The organism is Streptomyces mesophilus, assembly GCF_011044995.1.
In the GTDB taxonomy this organism is placed as follows: Bacteria; Actinomycetota; Actinomycetes; order Streptomycetales; family Streptomycetaceae; genus Streptomyces; species Streptomyces mesophilus.
The window spans coordinates 1-16,523 of record NZ_JAAKZW010000190.1 but is presented as its reverse complement, the minus strand read 5'-3'; the positions used below and the strand labels follow the sequence as shown (position 1 = coordinate 16,523).

At 70.9% G+C, this 16,523-nt stretch carries 16 protein-coding genes; 2 read left to right on the top strand and 14 right to left on the bottom strand.

The window, feature by feature from the left end; genetic code table 11:
• Positions 1 to 262 precede the first annotated feature (262 nt).
• Positions 263 to 520, top strand: a complete 258-nt coding sequence (locus G6045_RS31140) for a hypothetical protein (protein WP_165335506.1) — start codon at positions 263 to 265, stop codon at positions 518 to 520.
• Positions 521 to 544: 24 nt separating this feature from the next.
• Here the strand turns inward: G6045_RS31140 and G6045_RS31135 are convergent, their stop codons facing one another.
• The 12 genes from G6045_RS31135 to G6045_RS31080 form a co-directional block, all read right to left on the bottom strand.
• On the bottom strand, positions 545 to 1,075 hold the full coding sequence (locus tag G6045_RS31135; protein ID WP_165335505.1) for an NUDIX hydrolase: 531 nt from the start codon (positions 1,073 to 1,075) through the stop codon (positions 545 to 547).
• A 66-nt stretch (positions 1,076 to 1,141) separates the two neighbouring features.
• Positions 1,142 to 2,482: a transcriptional regulator gene (locus G6045_RS31130; protein WP_165335504.1), complete on the bottom strand. Its 1,341-nt coding sequence runs from the start codon at positions 2,480 to 2,482 to the stop codon at positions 1,142 to 1,144.
• A 445-nt stretch (positions 2,483 to 2,927) separates the two neighbouring features.
• Positions 2,928 to 4,016 (bottom strand): PP2C family protein-serine/threonine phosphatase, encoded by a 1,089-nt coding sequence (locus G6045_RS31125; RefSeq protein ID WP_165335503.1) that lies wholly within the window; start codon positions 4,014 to 4,016, stop codon positions 2,928 to 2,930.
• A 240-nt stretch (positions 4,017 to 4,256) separates the two neighbouring features.
• On the bottom strand, positions 4,257 to 6,794 hold the full coding sequence (gene pheT / locus G6045_RS31120; RefSeq protein WP_165335502.1) for a phenylalanine--tRNA ligase subunit beta: 2,538 nt from the start codon (positions 6,792 to 6,794) through the stop codon (positions 4,257 to 4,259).
• Positions 6,794 to 7,933, bottom strand: coding sequence for a phenylalanine--tRNA ligase subunit alpha (pheS, locus tag G6045_RS31115; protein ID WP_165335501.1), 1,140 nt, complete (start codon positions 7,931 to 7,933; stop codon positions 6,794 to 6,796). The genes pheT and pheS overlap by 1 nt, the downstream gene beginning before the upstream one ends.
• A gap of 162 nt (positions 7,934 to 8,095) precedes the next feature.
• Positions 8,096 to 9,235, bottom strand: a complete 1,140-nt coding sequence (locus G6045_RS31110; RefSeq protein ID WP_165335500.1) for a sensor histidine kinase — start codon at positions 9,233 to 9,235, stop codon at positions 8,096 to 8,098.
• A 122-nt stretch (positions 9,236 to 9,357) separates the two neighbouring features.
• A complete protein-coding gene (locus tag G6045_RS31105) occupies positions 9,358 to 10,200 on the bottom strand; it encodes a TrmH family RNA methyltransferase (protein WP_165335499.1) in 843 nt (280 codons plus the stop codon).
• Positions 10,201 to 10,354: 154 nt separating this feature from the next.
• On the bottom strand, positions 10,355 to 10,741 hold the full coding sequence (gene rplT / locus G6045_RS31100) for a 50S ribosomal protein L20 (protein WP_165335498.1): 387 nt from the start codon (positions 10,739 to 10,741) through the stop codon (positions 10,355 to 10,357).
• Between the two features lie 100 nt (positions 10,742 to 10,841).
• Complete coding sequence (rpmI, locus tag G6045_RS31095) at positions 10,842 to 11,036, bottom strand: 50S ribosomal protein L35 (RefSeq protein WP_003947156.1); 195 nt, start codon at positions 11,034 to 11,036, stop codon at positions 10,842 to 10,844.
• A gap of 100 nt (positions 11,037 to 11,136) precedes the next feature.
• Positions 11,137 to 11,853, bottom strand: a complete 717-nt coding sequence (gene infC / locus G6045_RS31090) for a translation initiation factor IF-3 (RefSeq protein ID WP_165335497.1) — start codon at positions 11,851 to 11,853, stop codon at positions 11,137 to 11,139.
• Positions 11,854 to 12,152: 299 nt separating this feature from the next.
• Positions 12,153 to 12,515 carry a DUF1844 domain-containing protein gene (locus tag G6045_RS31085; RefSeq protein WP_165335496.1) on the bottom strand — a complete coding sequence of 121 codons (363 nt, stop codon included), beginning with the start codon at positions 12,513 to 12,515 and terminating at the stop codon, positions 12,153 to 12,155.
• A gap of 44 nt (positions 12,516 to 12,559) precedes the next feature.
• Complete coding sequence (locus tag G6045_RS31080) at positions 12,560 to 13,372, bottom strand: SseB family protein (protein WP_165335495.1); 813 nt, start codon at positions 13,370 to 13,372, stop codon at positions 12,560 to 12,562.
• 96 nt (positions 13,373 to 13,468) lie between these two features.
• Here G6045_RS31080 and G6045_RS31075 point away from each other — a divergent pair, with 96 nt between their 5' ends.
• Complete coding sequence (locus G6045_RS31075) at positions 13,469 to 14,341, top strand: serine hydrolase (RefSeq protein ID WP_165335494.1); 873 nt, start codon at positions 13,469 to 13,471, stop codon at positions 14,339 to 14,341.
• Between the two features lie 9 nt (positions 14,342 to 14,350).
• Here the strand turns inward: G6045_RS31075 and mycP are convergent, their stop codons facing one another.
• Positions 14,351 to 15,496 carry a type VII secretion-associated serine protease mycosin gene (gene mycP, locus G6045_RS31070; RefSeq protein WP_165335493.1) on the bottom strand — a complete coding sequence of 382 codons (1,146 nt, stop codon included), beginning with the start codon at positions 15,494 to 15,496 and terminating at the stop codon, positions 14,351 to 14,353.
• Positions 15,493 to 16,523, bottom strand: a 1,031-nt coding sequence (locus tag G6045_RS31065; RefSeq protein ID WP_235968424.1) for a hypothetical protein, incomplete at its 5' end; no start/stop codon positions are given. The genes G6045_RS31065 and mycP, both read right to left, overlap by 4 nt.

The window sequence follows — 16,523 nt, the reverse complement described above, 5'->3', positions numbered from 1 at the left end:
CATCCCCACACCCTGTCTCCCCCGCCGATTCGGCCACTCTCCGTATCCTTCCGGCCAGATTGGCGCCCTGAGACCCGGCCGGAAGGGGGTCTGCGGAAGCCGGGCCCGAAGGGTTCGCACCGGTGTGAATGCAGGTCCCGCATATGCCCCGCGCACACGCTCCCGCGCCCCTCACCAGGCCGCTTTACTGTCTGTGCGCAGAACAGGGATGGCTGCGCACGGACAAGTTTCAGCCACGTACGACCCAGGAAGGAGCGGATCCGTGAGCCCCGACCCCGAGCATCCCGTGATCCAGGAAGAACACGCAGAGTTGCGCCGCAGCCTGGATGTGGGACTCGCCCGTATCGAAGGCCACTTGGCGCTGCTGACCCAGCGCGACGAACACAGCGCCAAGGAGCTCGACGACCTCACCACCCGTATCACCGCACTCGAGCACAACCGCTGGCCCTTGCCCACCGTCGCGACGCTGACCGCGATCGGCGCCCTGGTGGTGGCCGTGTGGCAGGCGCTCGGGCGGTGACCGGGATGATCCGGACCCAGGCGATCACCCGAGTCGCAGGTGGTGCAGCATCAACAGCGCGGCCGTCATGTTGGCCGCCGGCACCTCCCCCCGCGCCACCATGTCGGGGACGAGTTTGAGGGGCACCCACTCCCGTCGCGATGACTCGAAGTCGTCCACGGGATGGCCCGTATACGTCCCCTCGTCCGCCCAGTAGATGTGATGCCGGGCGTCGGTGAGGCCGTTGGAGGGTTCCACACTGAGCAGATGCTGGAGGGGGCCGGGCCGCCACCCGGTCTCCTCTTCCAGCTCACGGGCCGCCGCGACCGCGATGTCCTCACCGTCCTCGACGACCCCCGCGGCCAGCTCCCAGCCCCAGCTGTCGGTGATGAAGCGGTGCCGCCACAGGAGCAGGACTTCATTGGCCTCATTGACCACCGTGGCGACGGCCACGGGACGCATCCGGATCAGGAAGTGATCGAGGTGCTTCCCGTTCGGTAGCTCCACATCCGCCAAGTTCACCTGGAACCAGCGGTTTTGGTACACATTCTTTTCGCATAGGTTCGTCCACTGCACGGTTCTGCCACCTTCCGCCGAGATAGATGGCAATATCGCACGCACCCTTGCAGCAGGCGCTCAGGGTCACAGCGGGACGCGCAACGCCCCGTCGATGAGTGCGGCAGCTTCTTCGGTGCCGGAACATCCGCTGCGTACGAGATGCTCACGCACCGCACGCAGCCGGTCGCGCAGCCGCTGAGACTCCATCCCCCGTGCCTGCCGGGCCATTTCGACGGCCGTGGCGACCGCCGCCTCCGCCTCACCGCGCCGCAGCTCGATCTGGCTGAGCACCGCGAGGCGGTGCACCCGCCCCCGGTCATGGGCCGGGGTGTCCACGGCCGCGGCCGAGTGCATCCGGGCCGCCGCGAGATCACCGAGACTGAGCAGGGCCTCCGCCACCTGTACGTTCACCAGGCCCGGCTGCACATAGCCGGTCTCGGCGGGTTCATGGCCCGGATGGATCCGGTCGGCGGCCGATTCCGCCCGCCGGATGCAGAACAACGCGCTGCTGCCGTCCCCGAGATGGGCATACGCCTTGGCCTGCATGGCGTAGAGATCGGCGGCGAGCGCGGGCGTGATGTGCCGCCCTGCGGCTCTCAGGGCGGCCTCCGCGAACGCGACGGCCTGCCGGTATTCGCAGATGAACAGCGACTGGTTGACAAGCAGCGCTATCACATACGCACCAAGTCCCCTGTCCCCGCTCGCCTTTGCGAGCCGGAGCGCCTGGTGGAAGTAGCGCTGCGCCAGACCGTGGGCGTCGGAGTCGTACGCGCAGATACCGGCGATCGCCACCAATCCACCGGTGGCTCTGTGCAGTTGGCGCCCTGTCGCATCCGTATAGCTGCCGCGCAGCAGCGGGGCGGCCTCGGCGTTGAGGAAGCCCACGATGCGTGCGCGGGTCGCGACCCCTCCCGTCTTGCGGTACATCTGCTCGTAGTGCGCACGGGCCGAACTCAGCATCGCGATATCGGACTTGCTGACCTGATGCCGTCCGCCGCGCGAGACATCGACGTCCTCGGGCGGGTTCTCCCACTCCCACACCGGCATCACGGCCGGCGTGCCGGTGACCGCGGCCGCGCCGAGCACATGCGGGCGCTGCTGCATATCGGACCGCCATAAGGCGGTGGCCCGTTCCACGAACCCGGACAGCGACGTCGCGGCCACACTCGCCTGCTGCCCGGGCACCCCCAGACCGATGTCGTCGAGCGTCACCGGGCGCTGCAGCCGGGCCGCGAGCACTTCGCAGATCAGGTCGGGCACCTGGCCGCGCGGCCGCTGGCCCTTCAACCAGCGGGCCACGGCGGTGTGTTCGTACCTCAGCGCGAGACCTCGGGCTTTGCCGGCCTGGTTCACATGGGCCGCGAGGCCCGCATGGGAGATCCCGGCCTCGTCGAGTATCGCGTCGAGCAGGGTGTTGGGCTGCATCAGGCCCTCCGGTGGCTCGGTGCCGCCCAGAGTAGTCGAGCGGCTTTCACACGGGGTGCGAAGCAAGTGCCCACAGTGACCGGGCGTGCACTCTGCCGTACCGGGGGCGGCGGCCGGTTGGATATATGCGTCCGGACCCCCTGGACCGGACACCTTCTGGCCTCGCCAGAGGCGGCCGGGCCGCCGGCTCCCCCTCGTACAGTGCGGCGGCCCATACCGCGCCGCTCACCTCGTCCGCCTGCCGAACTCTCCGCGGCGAGGTGGGCGGCGCCGGCCGGGCCGGTGGTCCAACCCTCCCTCGTACGGGAGTGGTTCGCGCGACGGCGGATCGGTGTCCTCCTTGCTCGAGCGGTCGAGAGCGCGAGGACAGCCGCACCGATACGCACGGCCCAGCGGCCGCGGGTGGCAGCCCGTGGCCCGGTGACCGCGGGTGGCAGCCCGTGGGTCAAGTGGCCGTTCGTGCCCCGCGCACCACCGGTTCGCCCGGCTGCTGCGGCACCTTGCGCCGCTCGTTGCGCAGCACGAGGAGCGCCATGTCGTCGGCGAGCCGGCCGCCCGTGTGCCGCAGCAGCGCGTCGCACACGGTGTTGATCACCTCGCCGGGCGCACTGCGGTTCCCGGCGAGCACGGTGGCCAGCGGGAAGAACTCGCCGGCCGCGTCCCGTGCGTCCTCCACACCGTCGGTGTGCAGCAGCAGCGTCTCGCCGGCGCGCAGCCATCCGCAGTGCAGGACCGGCAGGTCGGCGGGGAGCGGGAAGGGCCCGAGCGGCGGCAGGGGTTCGCCGCCCGCGATCCGCTCGGCCTGCAGACCGAGCCGGTAGGGCCAGGGGTGGCCGCAGTTGAGCGCGTACACCGAGCCGTCGAGACGGATCTCGAGGAGGAGGACGGTGACGAACTCCTCGGAGAGCGGGGTCTCGGGTTCTCCGGTGCAGGCCGAGGGGTGCTCGGACCGTGCGCGCTCGCGCAGATGCCGCCCCATCGCGCGCTCCAGCCTGCGCAGTACGGAAGGAAGTTCGGCCTCGTCGTGCGCGGCCTCCCGGAAGCTGCCGAGCAGTGCGGCGACGGTGCCGATGGCGGCGAGGCCGTGCCCGCGCACATCGCCCATGACGACCCGTACGCCGTGGTCGGTGGCGACGGCTTCGTAGAGGTCGCCGCCGACCGTCGCGGCCCGATGGGCGGAGAGCTGCCCCGCGGCGATCGCCAGACCGTCCAGGCGGGGCGGCAGCGGACGCAGGAGCACCCGCTGGGCGGCGCCGGCGACCTCGCGGATCTGGGCCAGCTCGTGCAGGAGGGCCCGGCGTACGCCGAGTATCAAACCGGTGCCCACGGCGAAGAACACCGCGCTGGTGGCGACCCGCGCGGTGAGCCCGTCCTGCTGGGCGAGCGGGCAGGTGAGCTTGTAGAGGATGGCGACGCCGCCCCACACCGTCGGCAGGGCAAGCGTGACCACGCGCCGGATCGGGGATGACTCCGCGCGTGACGTGCGGTGTCCGGACCCCGGTACGACGGGTGCCCTGGACTTGATACGGATCATCGCCGACGGCCTCCCTAAGGCCCTGTCGAGCAGGGGCCAGCCCCGAGACAGCGCGTGCACCGGAGCAGCGACTGCTCGGCGTACGGCCGGATCGATTCTGTCCATGGGGTGGCCCGATCGGGCCAGGGAGTCCGTTCTTCTCACCCGAATGAGTGAGGGGCGCACTTGGTGTCCCAAGTGCGCCCCTCACCAGGCGTTTTGAGCCTGGGCTTTACGGGAACGCGAGCCCCCGCCGCGGCTTCACGCGCCGCGCAGCACCGCGCCCGTGATCTCGGCGGCCTTGGCCACCGCGGCATCGCGGGCGGCCGACGCCTCGTCGACGGTCAGGGTGCGGTCCGTGGCGCGGAAGCGCAGCGCGTACGCGAGCGACTTCTTGCCCTCGCCGACCTGGTCGCCGGTGTAGACGTCGAACAGCCGGATGTCCTCGAGGAGTTCACCCGCGCCGAGGCGCAGGAAGTGCTCGACCGCGGCGGCCGGCACCTCGCTGTCGACGACGAGCGCGACGTCCTGCGTGGCCACCGGGAAGGTGGAGATACGCGGCGCCTGCAACGTGCCGTCCACGGCCTGCTCGACGAGGTCGAGGTTCAGCTCCATGGCGCAGGTGCGCGCGGGCAGCCCGAGCGCCTTGACCACGCGCGGGTGCAGCTCGCCCGCGTGACCGGCGAGGGTCTTCACCCCGTCGATGACGACGGACAGTTCGGCGCACCGGCCCGGGTGCCAGGGGCCGTACTGGCCCTGGTCCACGAGCAGGTCGACGCCGGCCTCGGCGGCCACGCCGCGCGCGGCCTCCACGGCGTCGGCCCAGTCGGCCGGGCGGCCCTTGCCCCACCAGCCGGCCTGCTCACGGGCGCCCGCGAGGACGACCGCGACATGGCGCGGCTGGACGGGCAGCACGGCGTCGATCCCGGCGAGCTCCTCGTCGGTGGGCCGGCGGTCGACCGGAAGGCGCACGGCGGTGCCGACGCCCGTCGACGAGGCAGCCGGGTGGAAGACCAGACCCGTCTCGAAGAGAGCGAGGTCGTGGCCGCCCCGGCCGTCGTTGCGGCGCAGCGCCTGCAGCAGGCCCGGAAGCAGCGTCGTACGAAGAGCGGGCTCCTCGTCGGAGAGCGGGTTGACCAGCTTGACGACACGGCGGGCCGGGTCGTCCTTGTCCAACTGCAGCTGGTCGAAGACCTGCGCGCCGATGAACGGGTAGTTCAGCGCCTCGACGTAACCGGACCCGGCGAGGGTACGGCCGACACGGCGGTGCAGGCGCTGGCGATCGGTCAGGCCCAGGCCCGCGGGGGGCTTGGGCAGCGTCGAGGGCAGGTTCTCGTAGCCCTCGAGCCGGATGACCTCTTCGGCCAGGTCGTTCGGGTCGGTCAGGTCGGGCCGCCAGGACGGCACGGTGACGACGAGCTCGTCCTGCCCGTACACATCGCAGCCGACTTCCTGAAGACGCCGTACGACGGTCTCGCGGCCGTAGTCGACACCCGCCACCTTGTCCGGGTGGTTCGCCGGGATGCTGATGGTGTGCGGCGCGAACGGCGCGATCACCTCGGTGACCCCGGCCTCCGCGGTGCCGCCCGCGAGCAGCACGAGCAGGTCGACGGTCCGCTGGGCCGCGGCGGACGCGGCCTTCGGGTCGACACCGCGCTCGAAGCGCTTGGACGCCTCGGACGACAGCTTGTGCCGGCGCGCGGTGCGCGCGATCGACAGCTGGTCGAAGTGCGCGGCCTCGATGACCACCTCGGTGGTGCCCTGCGCCAGGCCCGTTTCCGGGTCGACCTCGGGGTCGGCGATCTCGGTGTTGGCGCCGCCCATGACACCCGCGAGACCGATCGGCCCGCGGTTGTCGGTGATCACCAGGTCCTCGGCGTCCAAGACGCGCTCGACACCGTCGAGGGTCGTGAACTTCTCGCCGGCCTCGGCACGGCGCACGCCGATCGGGCCCTCGATCGACGAACGGTCGTACGCGTGCAGGGGCTGACCGAGCTCCAGCATCACGTAGTTGGTGACGTCGACCGCGAGCGAGATCGGGCGCATTCCGGCCTTCTGCAGCCGGCGCTGCAGCCAGATCGGGGAGCGTGCCTCGGGCTGGAGACCGACGACGGTGCGCGCGGTGAAGCGGTCGCAGCCGCGCGGGTCGGAGATCTTCACGGGGTGGCCGAACGAGTTCGGCGCCGGGACGTCGAGCAGCGCCGGGTCGCGCAGCGGCAGACCGTACGCGGTGGCGGCCTCGCGGGCCACGCCGCGCATGGACAGGCAGTAGCCGCGGTCGGGCGTGACGGCGATGTCCAGGACCTCGTCGTACAGCTCGAGCAACTTGGTGGCATCCGTGCCGACCTCGTGCTCGGGCGGCAGGACGATGATGCCCTTGGTGCCGTCGTCGCCCATGTCCAGCTCGTCGCTGGAGCAGATCATGCCGCGCGACATCTTGCCGTACGTCTGGCGCTCGGCGATCCGGAAGTCACCGGGCAGCACGGCGCCGGGCAGGGCCACGACGACCTTGTCGCCGACGGCGAAGTTGCGGGCGCCGCAGACGATCTCCTGGGGCTCGCCGGTGCCGTTGGCCTGGCCGACGTCGACGGTGCAGAAGCGGATGGGCTTCTTGAACTCGGTCAGCTCCTCGATGGTGAGGACCTTGCCGACGACGAGCGGACCGGTGAGGCCCGCGCCCAGCTGCTCGACGGTCTCGACCTCGAGGCCGACCCCGATCAGCTTGTCCTGTACGTCACGGCCGGTGGCGTCCGCCGGCAGGTCGACGTACTCCCGCAGCCAAGAAAGCGGGACCCGCATCAGATCTCCATCCCGAACGGCCGGGTGAACCGGACGTCACCCTCGACCATGTCTCGCATGTCTTCGACGTTGTGGCGGAACATCAGCATCCGCTCGATGCCGAACCCGAAGGCGAATCCGCTGTACTTCTCGGGGTCCACACCGCAGGCGGTCAGCACGCGCGGGTTGACCATGCCGCAGCCGCCGAGCTCGATCCAGCCCTCGCTGGAGCAGGTGCGGCAGGGCTTGTCGGCGTTGCCGACCGACTCACCGCGGCACACGTAGCAGAGCATGTCCATCTCGGCGGACGGCTCGGTGAACGGGAAGTAGTTGGGGCGCAGACGCGTCTTCATGTCCGAGCCGAAGAGCGCCTTGACCATGTGATCGAGGGTGCCCTTGAGGTCCGACATGGTCAGGCCCTCGTCGATGGCGAGCAGCTCGATCTGGTGGAAGACCGGGGTGTGCGTCGCGTCCAGCTCGTCGGTCCGGTACACGCGGCCGGGGCACACGATGTAGACCGGCAGCTCACGGCCGAGCAGCGCACGCGCCTGCACCGGCGAGGTGTGGGTGCGCAGGACGATGCCGGACTCGTCGTCGACGGTCGGCTTGCCGTCCTCGCGCGTGCCCTGGACGAAGAAGGTGTCCTGGGTCTGGCGCGCGGGGTGGTCCGGCACGAAGTTGAGGGCGTCGAAGTTGAACCACTCCGCCTCGACCTCGGGTCCCTCGGCGATCTCGTATCCCATGGACACGAAGACGTCCGCGACCCGCTCCATCATCGTGGTCAGCGGGTGCCGGGCGCCGGCCGGTACACGGTCGTAGGGCAGCGTGACATCCACGGCCTCCTCGACGAGTACGCGGGCATCGCGCTCGGCCTCGAGCTCGACCTGGCGGGCGGCGAGCGCCTTGCTGACCGCGCCACGGGCCTGGCCGATGCGCTTGCCGGCCTCTGCCTTGGCCTGCGGGGGCAGCGCACCGATCTCGCGGTTGGCGAGAGCGAGCGGCGAGGTGCCGCCGGTGTGCGCGACCTTGGCGGCCTGCAGCGCGTCGAGGTCACCCGCGGCGGCGAAGGCGGCGAGCGCCTCGTCCCGCATGCGCTCGATCTCTTCCGGTTTCAAGGCTTCGACCTCAACAGGGTCGTACGACTTATTCGGTGCCGACATCTCTTCCCGTGCTTCCGATTGTCCCCCAGCTACCGCTGGGAGGTGCCCCCAGGCTGGGGTCTCCTGGACCGCAGGCCGCGACCACGCAGACACAAATGCGCCAAGGGTCGAGTCTAACGGGGTGCCAGTGTGGCTGAATGCGCCCGTGGGGGGCCGGAGGTCCTAGAGCAGATAGCCCGGAGTGCCCACGGGCAACGTAAATCGGAACTCGGCGCCACCGGAGGGGCCGCGGCCGACGGTGATCGACCCGCCGTGCGCCTCGACGATGCCCTTGACGATGTAGAGGCCCAGGCCGGTGCCGCCGCGCTTGCTTCCCCGCCAGAAGCGGGTGAAGACACGGCCCATCGACTCCTCGGGGATGCCGGGGCCTTCGTCGCTCACGGTGACTGCCGTTCCTTCCAGTGGGCTGTGCTCTTTGGGCAGCGGTGCCACGTCAATGGTGACAGTCCCCTCCCCGTGGCGCACGGCGTTTTCCAGGAGGTTGGAGAGCACCTGGTCGATCTTGTCGGGATCGGCCCACAGATCGGGCAGCGGCTGCTGCAGCCGTACGAGGAAACGGTCCGGCGCCTGGCCCGCCGCGATGTGCGACTGGATGTGCCGCCCGACGGCGGCCGCGATGTCCACGGGCTGCCGCCGCAGCTCAAGACGGCCCGAGTCGATCCTCGAAATATCGAGCAGCTCCGCGATCAGCCGCGTGACGCGGTTCGCATCCGCGTCGACGGTCTCCAGCATCAGCTTCTTCTGGTCGTCGGTGAACCGCTCCCACTTGGCAAGCAGCGTCGCCGTGAACCCTTTCACCGAGGTCAGCGGCGAGCGCAGCTCATGGGCGACGGTCGCGATCAGTTCGGCATGGCTTCTTTCGGTACGCCGCCGGGCCTCGGTGTCCCGCAGGCTCACCACAAGGCGGTGCAGGGGCCCGGTGGGCCGCGTCCGCACATAGCGCGCGGAGACGAGCACCTCGCGGCCGCCGGGCAGCAGCAGATTGCGCTCGGGCTGGCCGGTGCGGATCGCGAGCCCGCCGTACGGATCGGTCAGCTGCCACCAGCGCCGGCCTTCGAGGTCCTCGAGCGGCAGGGCGTCCTCGACCGGATGCCCGAGGGCGTCCTCGGGGCGTACGGCGGTGATCCGGCCGGCCGCCGCGTTGAAGCAGACGACCCGGCCCTTCTCGTCGGCGACGACCAGACCGTCGGGCAAGTCGTCGGGGTCGACGCCCAGTTCGCCCAGCGGGGTGTCGATACGGGGCGCGGCAGGGCGCGGCACGGAGCGTCGCGCTCCGGCCTGTCTCCTGGTGCCGACACTCATCCCCGTATCCCACCTCTCGACTCGTCATCAGTGGGCCCCCGAGCCCGCCACACTACTAGCCGAGGGTGACGGTGGGGGTGCCCCGTGTACCGGTGAAGGTGAGAACTTCGGGGAGGAGGGGCTCAGGGCCGGGGCGCGTTCCTGCGCTGGGCGCGCGCCGAGGCGTACAGGCATACGGCGGCGGCCGTGGCGAGGTTGAGGCTCTCGGCCTTGCCGTGGATGGGCACGCGCACCACCGCGTCGGCGAGTGTGCGGGTCTCCTCGGGCAGGCCCCAGGCCTCGTTGCCGAAGATCCAGGCGGTCGGCCCGCCCATGGTGCCCTTGTCGAGCTCGTCGTCGAGATCGTCCTCGCCGGCCCCGTCGGCCGCGACGATCCGTACACCCGCGTCCTTGAGCCCTTGCACGGCCTGCTCGACCGGGACGCCGACGGCGACGGGCAGATGGAAGTGCGAACCGACCGACGCCCGTACGGACTTGGGGTTGTACAGATCGACCGACGCGTCGGTCAGGACGACGGCATCCGCGCCCGCCGCATCCGCGCAGCGCAGCACGGTGCCGGCGTTCCCGGGGTCGCGCACATGCGCCAGTACGGCGACGAGCCGCGGCCGCGCGGCCAGGATCTGCTCGAAGGGCGTGTCCAGGAAGCGGCAGACCCCGACGAGGCCCTGGGGCGTGACGGTGGTGGAGATGTCGGCGATCACGGTCTCGTCGGCGAGATGCACCCGGGCACCGGCCTTCTGCGCGGCCTCGATGATGTCGGCGTACCGCTCGGCGGCCTCGACGGTCGCGAACAGCTCGACGAGCGTGGCCTCACCCTCACTGCTGTGCCCCGCCGCTTCCCGCACGGCCTGCGGCCCTTCGGCGAGAAACAGCCGCTCCTTGGTCCGAAAGTTCCGCTTCCCGAGCCGCCGGGCGGCGGCGACGCGGGTGGACTTGGGAGAGATCAGCTCAGGACCGGCAACCATGACTCATACCTTAGTGATCTAGGGGCGCGGGGAACTGCGCACATCAGGGGCGCGGGGAACTGCGCGAGGGCAGGGCAGACGCGGATCCGAACGCAATCGGACCCGTGAACCGAAACGGTCCACGGGTCCGATCAAGCGCTCAAGAGCGCAACGCTCAGGCAGCAGCCTTGGGAGCGTTGACGTCGGCCGGCAGAGCCTTCTGCGCAACCTCGACCAGCGCGGCGAACGCGTTCGGGTCGTTGACGGCCAGCTCGGCGAGGATCTTGCGGTCCACCTCGATGTTGGCGGCGTTCAGACCCTGGATGAGACGGTTGTACGTCATGCCGTTCTGACGGGCCGCAGCGTTGATGCGCTGGATCCACAGACGACGGAAGTCACCCTTGCGCTTCTTGCGGTCGTTGTAGTTGTAGACCAGCGAGTGGGTGACCTGCTCCTTGGCCTTGCGGTACAGGCGCGAACGCTGTCCGCGGTAGCCGCTGGCCTGCTCGAGGATCGCCCGACGCTTCTTGTGCGCGTTCACCGCGCGCTTGACGCGTGCCACTTTTAACTCCTTGTAGCGGGGCCGTGGTTGTGTTCACACGGCCCGAGTTCGAATAGGTCCCGGTCGAGGCGTCCGGCCCCCGTTTCCAGGGGCCGCGACGTCACTTGCCGAGAAGCTTCTTGATCTTCTTGGCGTCGCCCGGGGCCATCTCGGCGTTGCCGGTGAGGCGACGCGTCAGGCGCGACGACTTGTGCTCGAGCAGGTGGCGCTTGCCGGCACGCTCACGGAGCACCTTGCCGGAGCCCGTGATCTTGAAGCGCTTGCTGGCACCGCTGTGCGACTTGTTCTTCGGCATAGCGCCGTTCTCTCCTCGTCAGTGGCGCTCCCCCGGTCGTGAGACCGGCAGACGGGAGCGTCAGTTGTATCGGTTGGCGATCCTGGGCTCGCGCCCCGGATCAGGCCTCGGCAGGCTCCTCGGCGGAAGCCTCGGTGGGCTCCTCGACAGCAGCCTCGGTCGGCTCCTCGTCCGTGGCGCGGTCACGACGCGTGGTGGTCGCCGGAGCGTCCGCCTTGCGGGCGGCCTGCGCCTCGCGAGCCTCGGCCATGGCCTCGGTCTTCTTCTTGTGCGGACCGAGAACCATGATCATGTTTCGGCCGTCCTGCTTCGGGTTCGACTCGATGAACCCGAGGTCCTCGACGTCCGAAGCGAGCCGCTGCAGCAGTCGGAAACCCAGCTCGGGGCGGGACTGCTCGCGACCACGGAACATGATCGTGATCTTGACCTTGTCGCCCGCCTTGAGGAACCGGACGACGTGACCCTTTTTGGTGTCGTAGTCGTGCGGGTCGATCTTCGGCCGGAGCTTCATTTCCTTGATGACCGTGTGCGCCTGGTTCTTGCGCGCCTCACGGGCCTTCATGGCCGACTCGTACTTGAACTTGCCGTAGTCCATGAGCTTGCAGACGGGCGGACGTGCGCTCGCCGCGACCTCGACCAGGTCGAGGTCGTACTCCTGAGCAAGCTCAAGGGCCTTGGCAAGCGGAACAATCCCGACCTGCTCGCCGCTGGGACCGACAAGTCGTACTTCGGGAACGCGAATCCGGTCGTTGATGCGGGGCTCGGTGCTGATGGATCCTCCTCGGTAGCACCACGCAACGGTCTGGCGGACCGCCACGTAACGTCATGTTGTGAGACCTAACCGCACCGGCACATGAAAAATGCCCCGGACGATCACAGGCGGGGCTCCAAACCGGAGCACCACCGCGACGTACACGGGGCGCATCAGCGACGGGAATACACACGAGGTGTCCGTCGGACCGGTGACCCGCCGCCCTATCGGGTGGCCAGGTGGGAGATCGGAGCCTCCACTTGTGGGCCGGGCACGCGAGTGTCCGGCCGGTCGTTACACAAGGTTAGCAGAGCTTGGGGGGTGCGGCTAACGGCCCGTGTTCAGGGCCGTCGCCGCGGGCGGGCTCAGCCGAAGACGGGGCCCGTGTACTTCTCGCCGGGGCCCTGACCGGGCTCGTCCGGGACGAGGGAGGCCTCGCGGAACGCCAGCTGGAGCGACTTGAGACCGTCGCGCAGCGGGGCCGCGTGGAAGGAGCTGATCTCGGTCGTGCTGGCGTCGAGCAGACCGGCCAGGGCGTGGATCAGCTTGCGCGCCTCGTCGAGGTCCTTGTGCGCATCGCCCTCTTCGGTCAGACCCGCCTTCACGGCGGCGGCGCTCATGAGGTTCACCGCCACGGTGACGATCACCTCGACCGCGGGGACCTCGGCGATGTCGCGGGCCATGGTGTCGAAGTCGGGGTTCTGTCCGGTGGGGCTTGCGTCAGTCATGGTGCTCAGCCTAAGCGCGTACGGGATGTGCTCCGACACCCCACCTAGCTGTGCCCACCCACCGATGGCTGGACCCGCACGTACAGCGGCTCGCCCGGCGGCGTCGCCTCGGCCGGCAGAAGTGCGAGGTCGAGTCCGCGGACCAGGCGCGCCCGCAGGTTCTCGTCCGCGGCGAGCGCCCGCGCGACGCGCTGCGCGGCGGCCGCGGGGTCGCTGCCGTCGTCGAGCACCAGGGCGAGCGTGCCGTCCGAGTTCCCTGCGGCACCCAGGTGGGCCCGGATCACCGACGGCTCGGCGGTGACCACTGCCCGTACTGCTTCGGCGACGGCCGGATCGGTCAGCGGATCCGTCGAAGTGCGTCCCTCGGCGAGCGCGTACAGGGCGCGGCGGGGCAGCTCGTACGGGACGGGGCCCGCCAGGTCGAGGACGATCGTGTCGGCCTTCTCGTGCGCGGCCGCGCGCAGCGCCTGCTGCATCGGCACCGCGACGGGCCGTGCGGCCGGGTCCCACAGGGAGAGGGCGTGCGTGGAGGTGAAGGCGGGCAGCGCGGTGCGGTCGCCGGCCTTCAGGGTGGGCACGGCCATATCGCTGTTCTTCTCGCGCTTGAGGCCGCCCTCCCGTCGCCCACCACCACCCTTGTTCGACGCTTCGCGGCCCCCCTCATCGTCCGTCTCGACCTCACCGAGGACGGCGACGACGGGGACAAGAAGCCGGGCTTCCTTGAGCGCTTCGAGGACCAGGCTCTCGTTGGCGGGCGTGCGCTCCGCGGCCCAGGCGCCGAGTGCCGCGCCGAGGCGGGGGTCGGCGGAGCCGTCGTCGTTCCCGTACCCGTGGTCGGGGATGTTCTTGTTCGCCACGTTGCCCGACCCTACAGAGCCGCGGCGGCCGGTGTTCCCACCGAGTTCTGAGGTGGATCTCACGCTGCGCACAGGCAGGCGGCCGAGCCTCGCGGTATGCACGTGCCCCGTACCCTCGCCGTGTCCCTGCTCGTCTGTGTGGTGGCCGGCTGTGCTCCGACGGCCGACGCCGGCCCCGCGTCCGCCGTGCGGACGCCCCGCCAGGAACCCGTCGTACAGGAGGCGACCGTGCGGCCCTCCATGGATTCGCTGCTGGAAGAGGCGCTGGCATCCGTCGCGCTCCCGGGAGAGGCGCGCTTCTCCGCCGCCGTGCTCGGCCTGGACGACGGCAGCAGGGGCGGTTACGCGGACGAGCAGGCGTACGACACGGCGAGCATCGTGAAAGTCGACATCCTGCTCGCGCTGCTTCTGCGGGCGCAGGACGAAGGGCGCGCCCTGTCCGGGCAGGAGCGGTCCTTCGCGCACGCCATGATCACCAGCAGTGACAACGCGGCGGCGACCGCACTGTGGGCCGTGATCGGCGGAGCCGAGGGGCTCGACGCGGCCAACGCCCGCCTCGGACTCACCGGGACCAGCGCCGGCACGGACGGGCGGTGGGGGCTGACACGGACCACCGCCGCGGATCAACTGGTGCTGCTCGAGGCCGTGTTCGGCGATGCGCGAGTGCTGTCCGCCGCATCGCAGGCGTATGTACGGAAGTTGCTCGGGGCGATAGTCGAGGGGCTGGGCTGGGGGGTCTCGGCGGCAGGCGGCGACAGCGCGCTCAAGAACGGCTGGCTGCCGCGCTCCACCACCGGGCTCTGGGACATCAACAGCATCGGCCGCGTGACGGTCGACGGGCGGGAGTATCTGATCGCCGTGCTGTCGGACGGGCATGAGACCAAGGAGGACGGGGTCGCGCTGGTCGAGCGGGTGGCGCGCGCGGCGGCCGCGGCGGCCGCGGCGGTGACCAAGGGCGCGGGAAGCTGAACCCGCGCTTCAGGTCCGGCGCCTGGTGCGCCAGAGCACGGTCGCGACGACCAGGAGACCCGCTCCCAGGGCGCCCGCCGCCAGGCCCAACCAACTGGATGTGCTCGAGCCCGGTTCCTGCTTGGACGGGCCCTGGCCGAAGTACTTCTTCGGGTACGCCGGTGCCGCCGCGGGCTTGATCTCGGTGCCCTTGGCGATCGCGGCCACCGGGTCGATGAAGCCGTACCCGAAGGAGTCGTCGCGGCCGCCGGACGGGGAGTCCTCGGCCGTGTCCTCCAGGAGCCGCTTGATCTGGGCCGGGCCGAGGTCCGGGTGGGCGGCGCGGACCAGCGCCACCGCTCCGGAGGCGAAGGCGGCCGCGGCCGAGGTGCCCCAGCCCTTGTAGTACTCGCGGTCCGGACCCGCCATCACGATGTCGTCGCCGGGGGCGCTGACCGTGGCGTACCAGCGGCGGGTCGAGAACGAGGCGCGCGCACCATAGCGGTCGACGGCCGTGACGGCGATGACGCCGGGGTAGGCCGCGGGATACGAGATGTGGTCGCCCTTCTCGCCGCCGTTGCCCGCCGAGGCCACGACGACCGCGCCCTTGCTCAGGGCGTACTGGACGGCGGCGTCCTCACGGGCGTCGGCATGGGCGGACTCGCTGTCGTCGCCGAGCGACATGTTGATCACGTCGGCGCCGTGGTCGGCGGCCCAGCGGATGCCGTCGGCGAGGGCCGTGCCGCGCGTATTGCGGGCTTTCGTACGGGACTTGTCGCCGTCCTCGAGGATCACCCGTACCGGAAGGATCTTGGCTTCGGGGGCGATGCCGAGGACACCGTCCGCGCGGCCCGGGCCGTGTCCGTGGCCCGCGATGATGCCGGCCATGTTGGTGCCGTGCCGGGCCCAGGCCTTGTCCCCCTGCCGGGCGCCGAAGCCGATCATGTCCTTGCCCTTGAGGACGTTGTCCTCGAGGTCGGGGTGCGTGCCGTCGACCCCTGTGTCGAGGACCGCGACCGTGATGCCGCGGCCCTTGGTCGTGGCCCATGCCCGCTCGGCGTCGAGGGCGTCGAGCGCCCACTGCTGGGCGCGGATGGTGTCGGCCTGTGCGGCGGTCGCCGGCAGCAGGACGAGGGCGCCGGTCAGGAGCAGGGCGCCGAGGGAGCGAACCTTCACGAAGCGTCCTCCGTGGCCTCGGCGGCCTTCTTGCGCAAGCCACGCTCGATACGGTCGGCCAGGCCCCGCGCCTCATGGCCGAGACCGGACTGGGCGGCCGGGCTGGTGGCGCCCTCCGCCATGGCCTTCGCGGCCGGTTCGGGGGCCGGGACCGGGCGGCCGTCCGCGAATCCGGAGACCGCGAACACGACGACGGGTGCGTCGCTGAGCACCGACACGCTCCAGCTGGCCCGCTGCCGGTCCCCGAAGTCCGCGGCGATCGTGCCCTTGACGGGGTACGCGCGCGGCAGCAGATCGGGGCGGGCGGCGAGGCCTTCCTTCGCGAAGCGGGTGCGCAGGGCGCTCATCGCCTCGGCATCGGCCTCCGTGAACACCATGCCCACGGTGGTCACATAGCTGTGGGTGGCGTCGGTGTACGTGGCGCGGACGAGGCGCCGGCAGCCGGCCGTTTCGAGTGCCTTGTGCAGCAGCGGGTCGAGTCCCGTCGCGCAGCCGCTGTCGGGAGCGACGGCGATCCGCGTCCACCGGCGGTCCGCGCCACCGGGTCCGGCGCCTTCGCCTTCGACCGTACGCGGGAAGAGGGTGTCGACGGGTTCGCTGTGCCAAGCGTCCGCGGCGGCGGCGAACACACTCGCGTCACCGGCGGCCGCACCGGACTCACCGGTCAGCCAACTCCCGGTCACCGCACCGGTGATGAGCCCGACGCCGAGCACGACGCAGCAGGCCGCGGCGACGATCCGCGCGCGGCTGCGGCGCACCGGGCGCAGCCGGGTGGTGTGGTCGTCGAAGGCGGCGGGCGGTTCGAACACCAGCGGTCGCCCTGCGCCCGGTCGCGGGCTGAGGTCCACGGACCCCACGGGGCGCCTGCGCCGCAGGCCCGGCGGGCCTTGCGGGGCGGGCGAGTTGGGCCGCGGGGGCACGGCGGCCGGCCGGGACGGGGCCTCCGGCGGCAGCGGCCCCGCGGTCACGGGGCGCAGCCGGGTGGTGGTCTCGACCGGCGCCTCGGGGCCTGGTTCGGTGCGGGGGC

Excerpts from the sequence above, each read along its gene's own strand:
- G6045_RS31110 (WP_165335500.1), bottom strand. The coding sequence starts at position 9,235 with ATGAGTGTCGGCACCAGGAGACAGGCCGGAGCGCGACGCTCCGTGCCG.
- G6045_RS31085 (WP_165335496.1), bottom strand. The coding sequence starts at position 12,515 with ATGACTGACGCAAGCCCCACCGGACAGAACCCCGACTTCGACACCATG.
- pheS (WP_165335501.1), bottom strand. The coding sequence starts at position 7,933 with ATGTCGGCACCGAATAAGTCGTACGACCCTGTTGAGGTCGAAGCCTTG.
- G6045_RS31130 (WP_165335504.1), bottom strand. The coding sequence starts at position 2,482 with ATGCAGCCCAACACCCTGCTCGACGCGATACTCGACGAGGCCGGGATC.
- G6045_RS31105 (WP_165335499.1), bottom strand. The coding sequence starts at position 10,200 with ATGGTTGCCGGTCCTGAGCTGATCTCTCCCAAGTCCACCCGCGTCGCC.
- G6045_RS31075 (WP_165335494.1), top strand. The coding sequence starts at position 13,469 with ATGCACGTGCCCCGTACCCTCGCCGTGTCCCTGCTCGTCTGTGTGGTG.
- G6045_RS31125 (WP_165335503.1), bottom strand. The coding sequence starts at position 4,016 with ATGATCCGTATCAAGTCCAGGGCACCCGTCGTACCGGGGTCCGGACAC.
- pheT (WP_165335502.1), bottom strand. The coding sequence starts at position 6,794 with ATGCGGGTCCCGCTTTCTTGGCTGCGGGAGTACGTCGACCTGCCGGCG.
- rpmI (WP_003947156.1), bottom strand. The coding sequence starts at position 11,036 with ATGCCGAAGAACAAGTCGCACAGCGGTGCCAGCAAGCGCTTCAAGATC.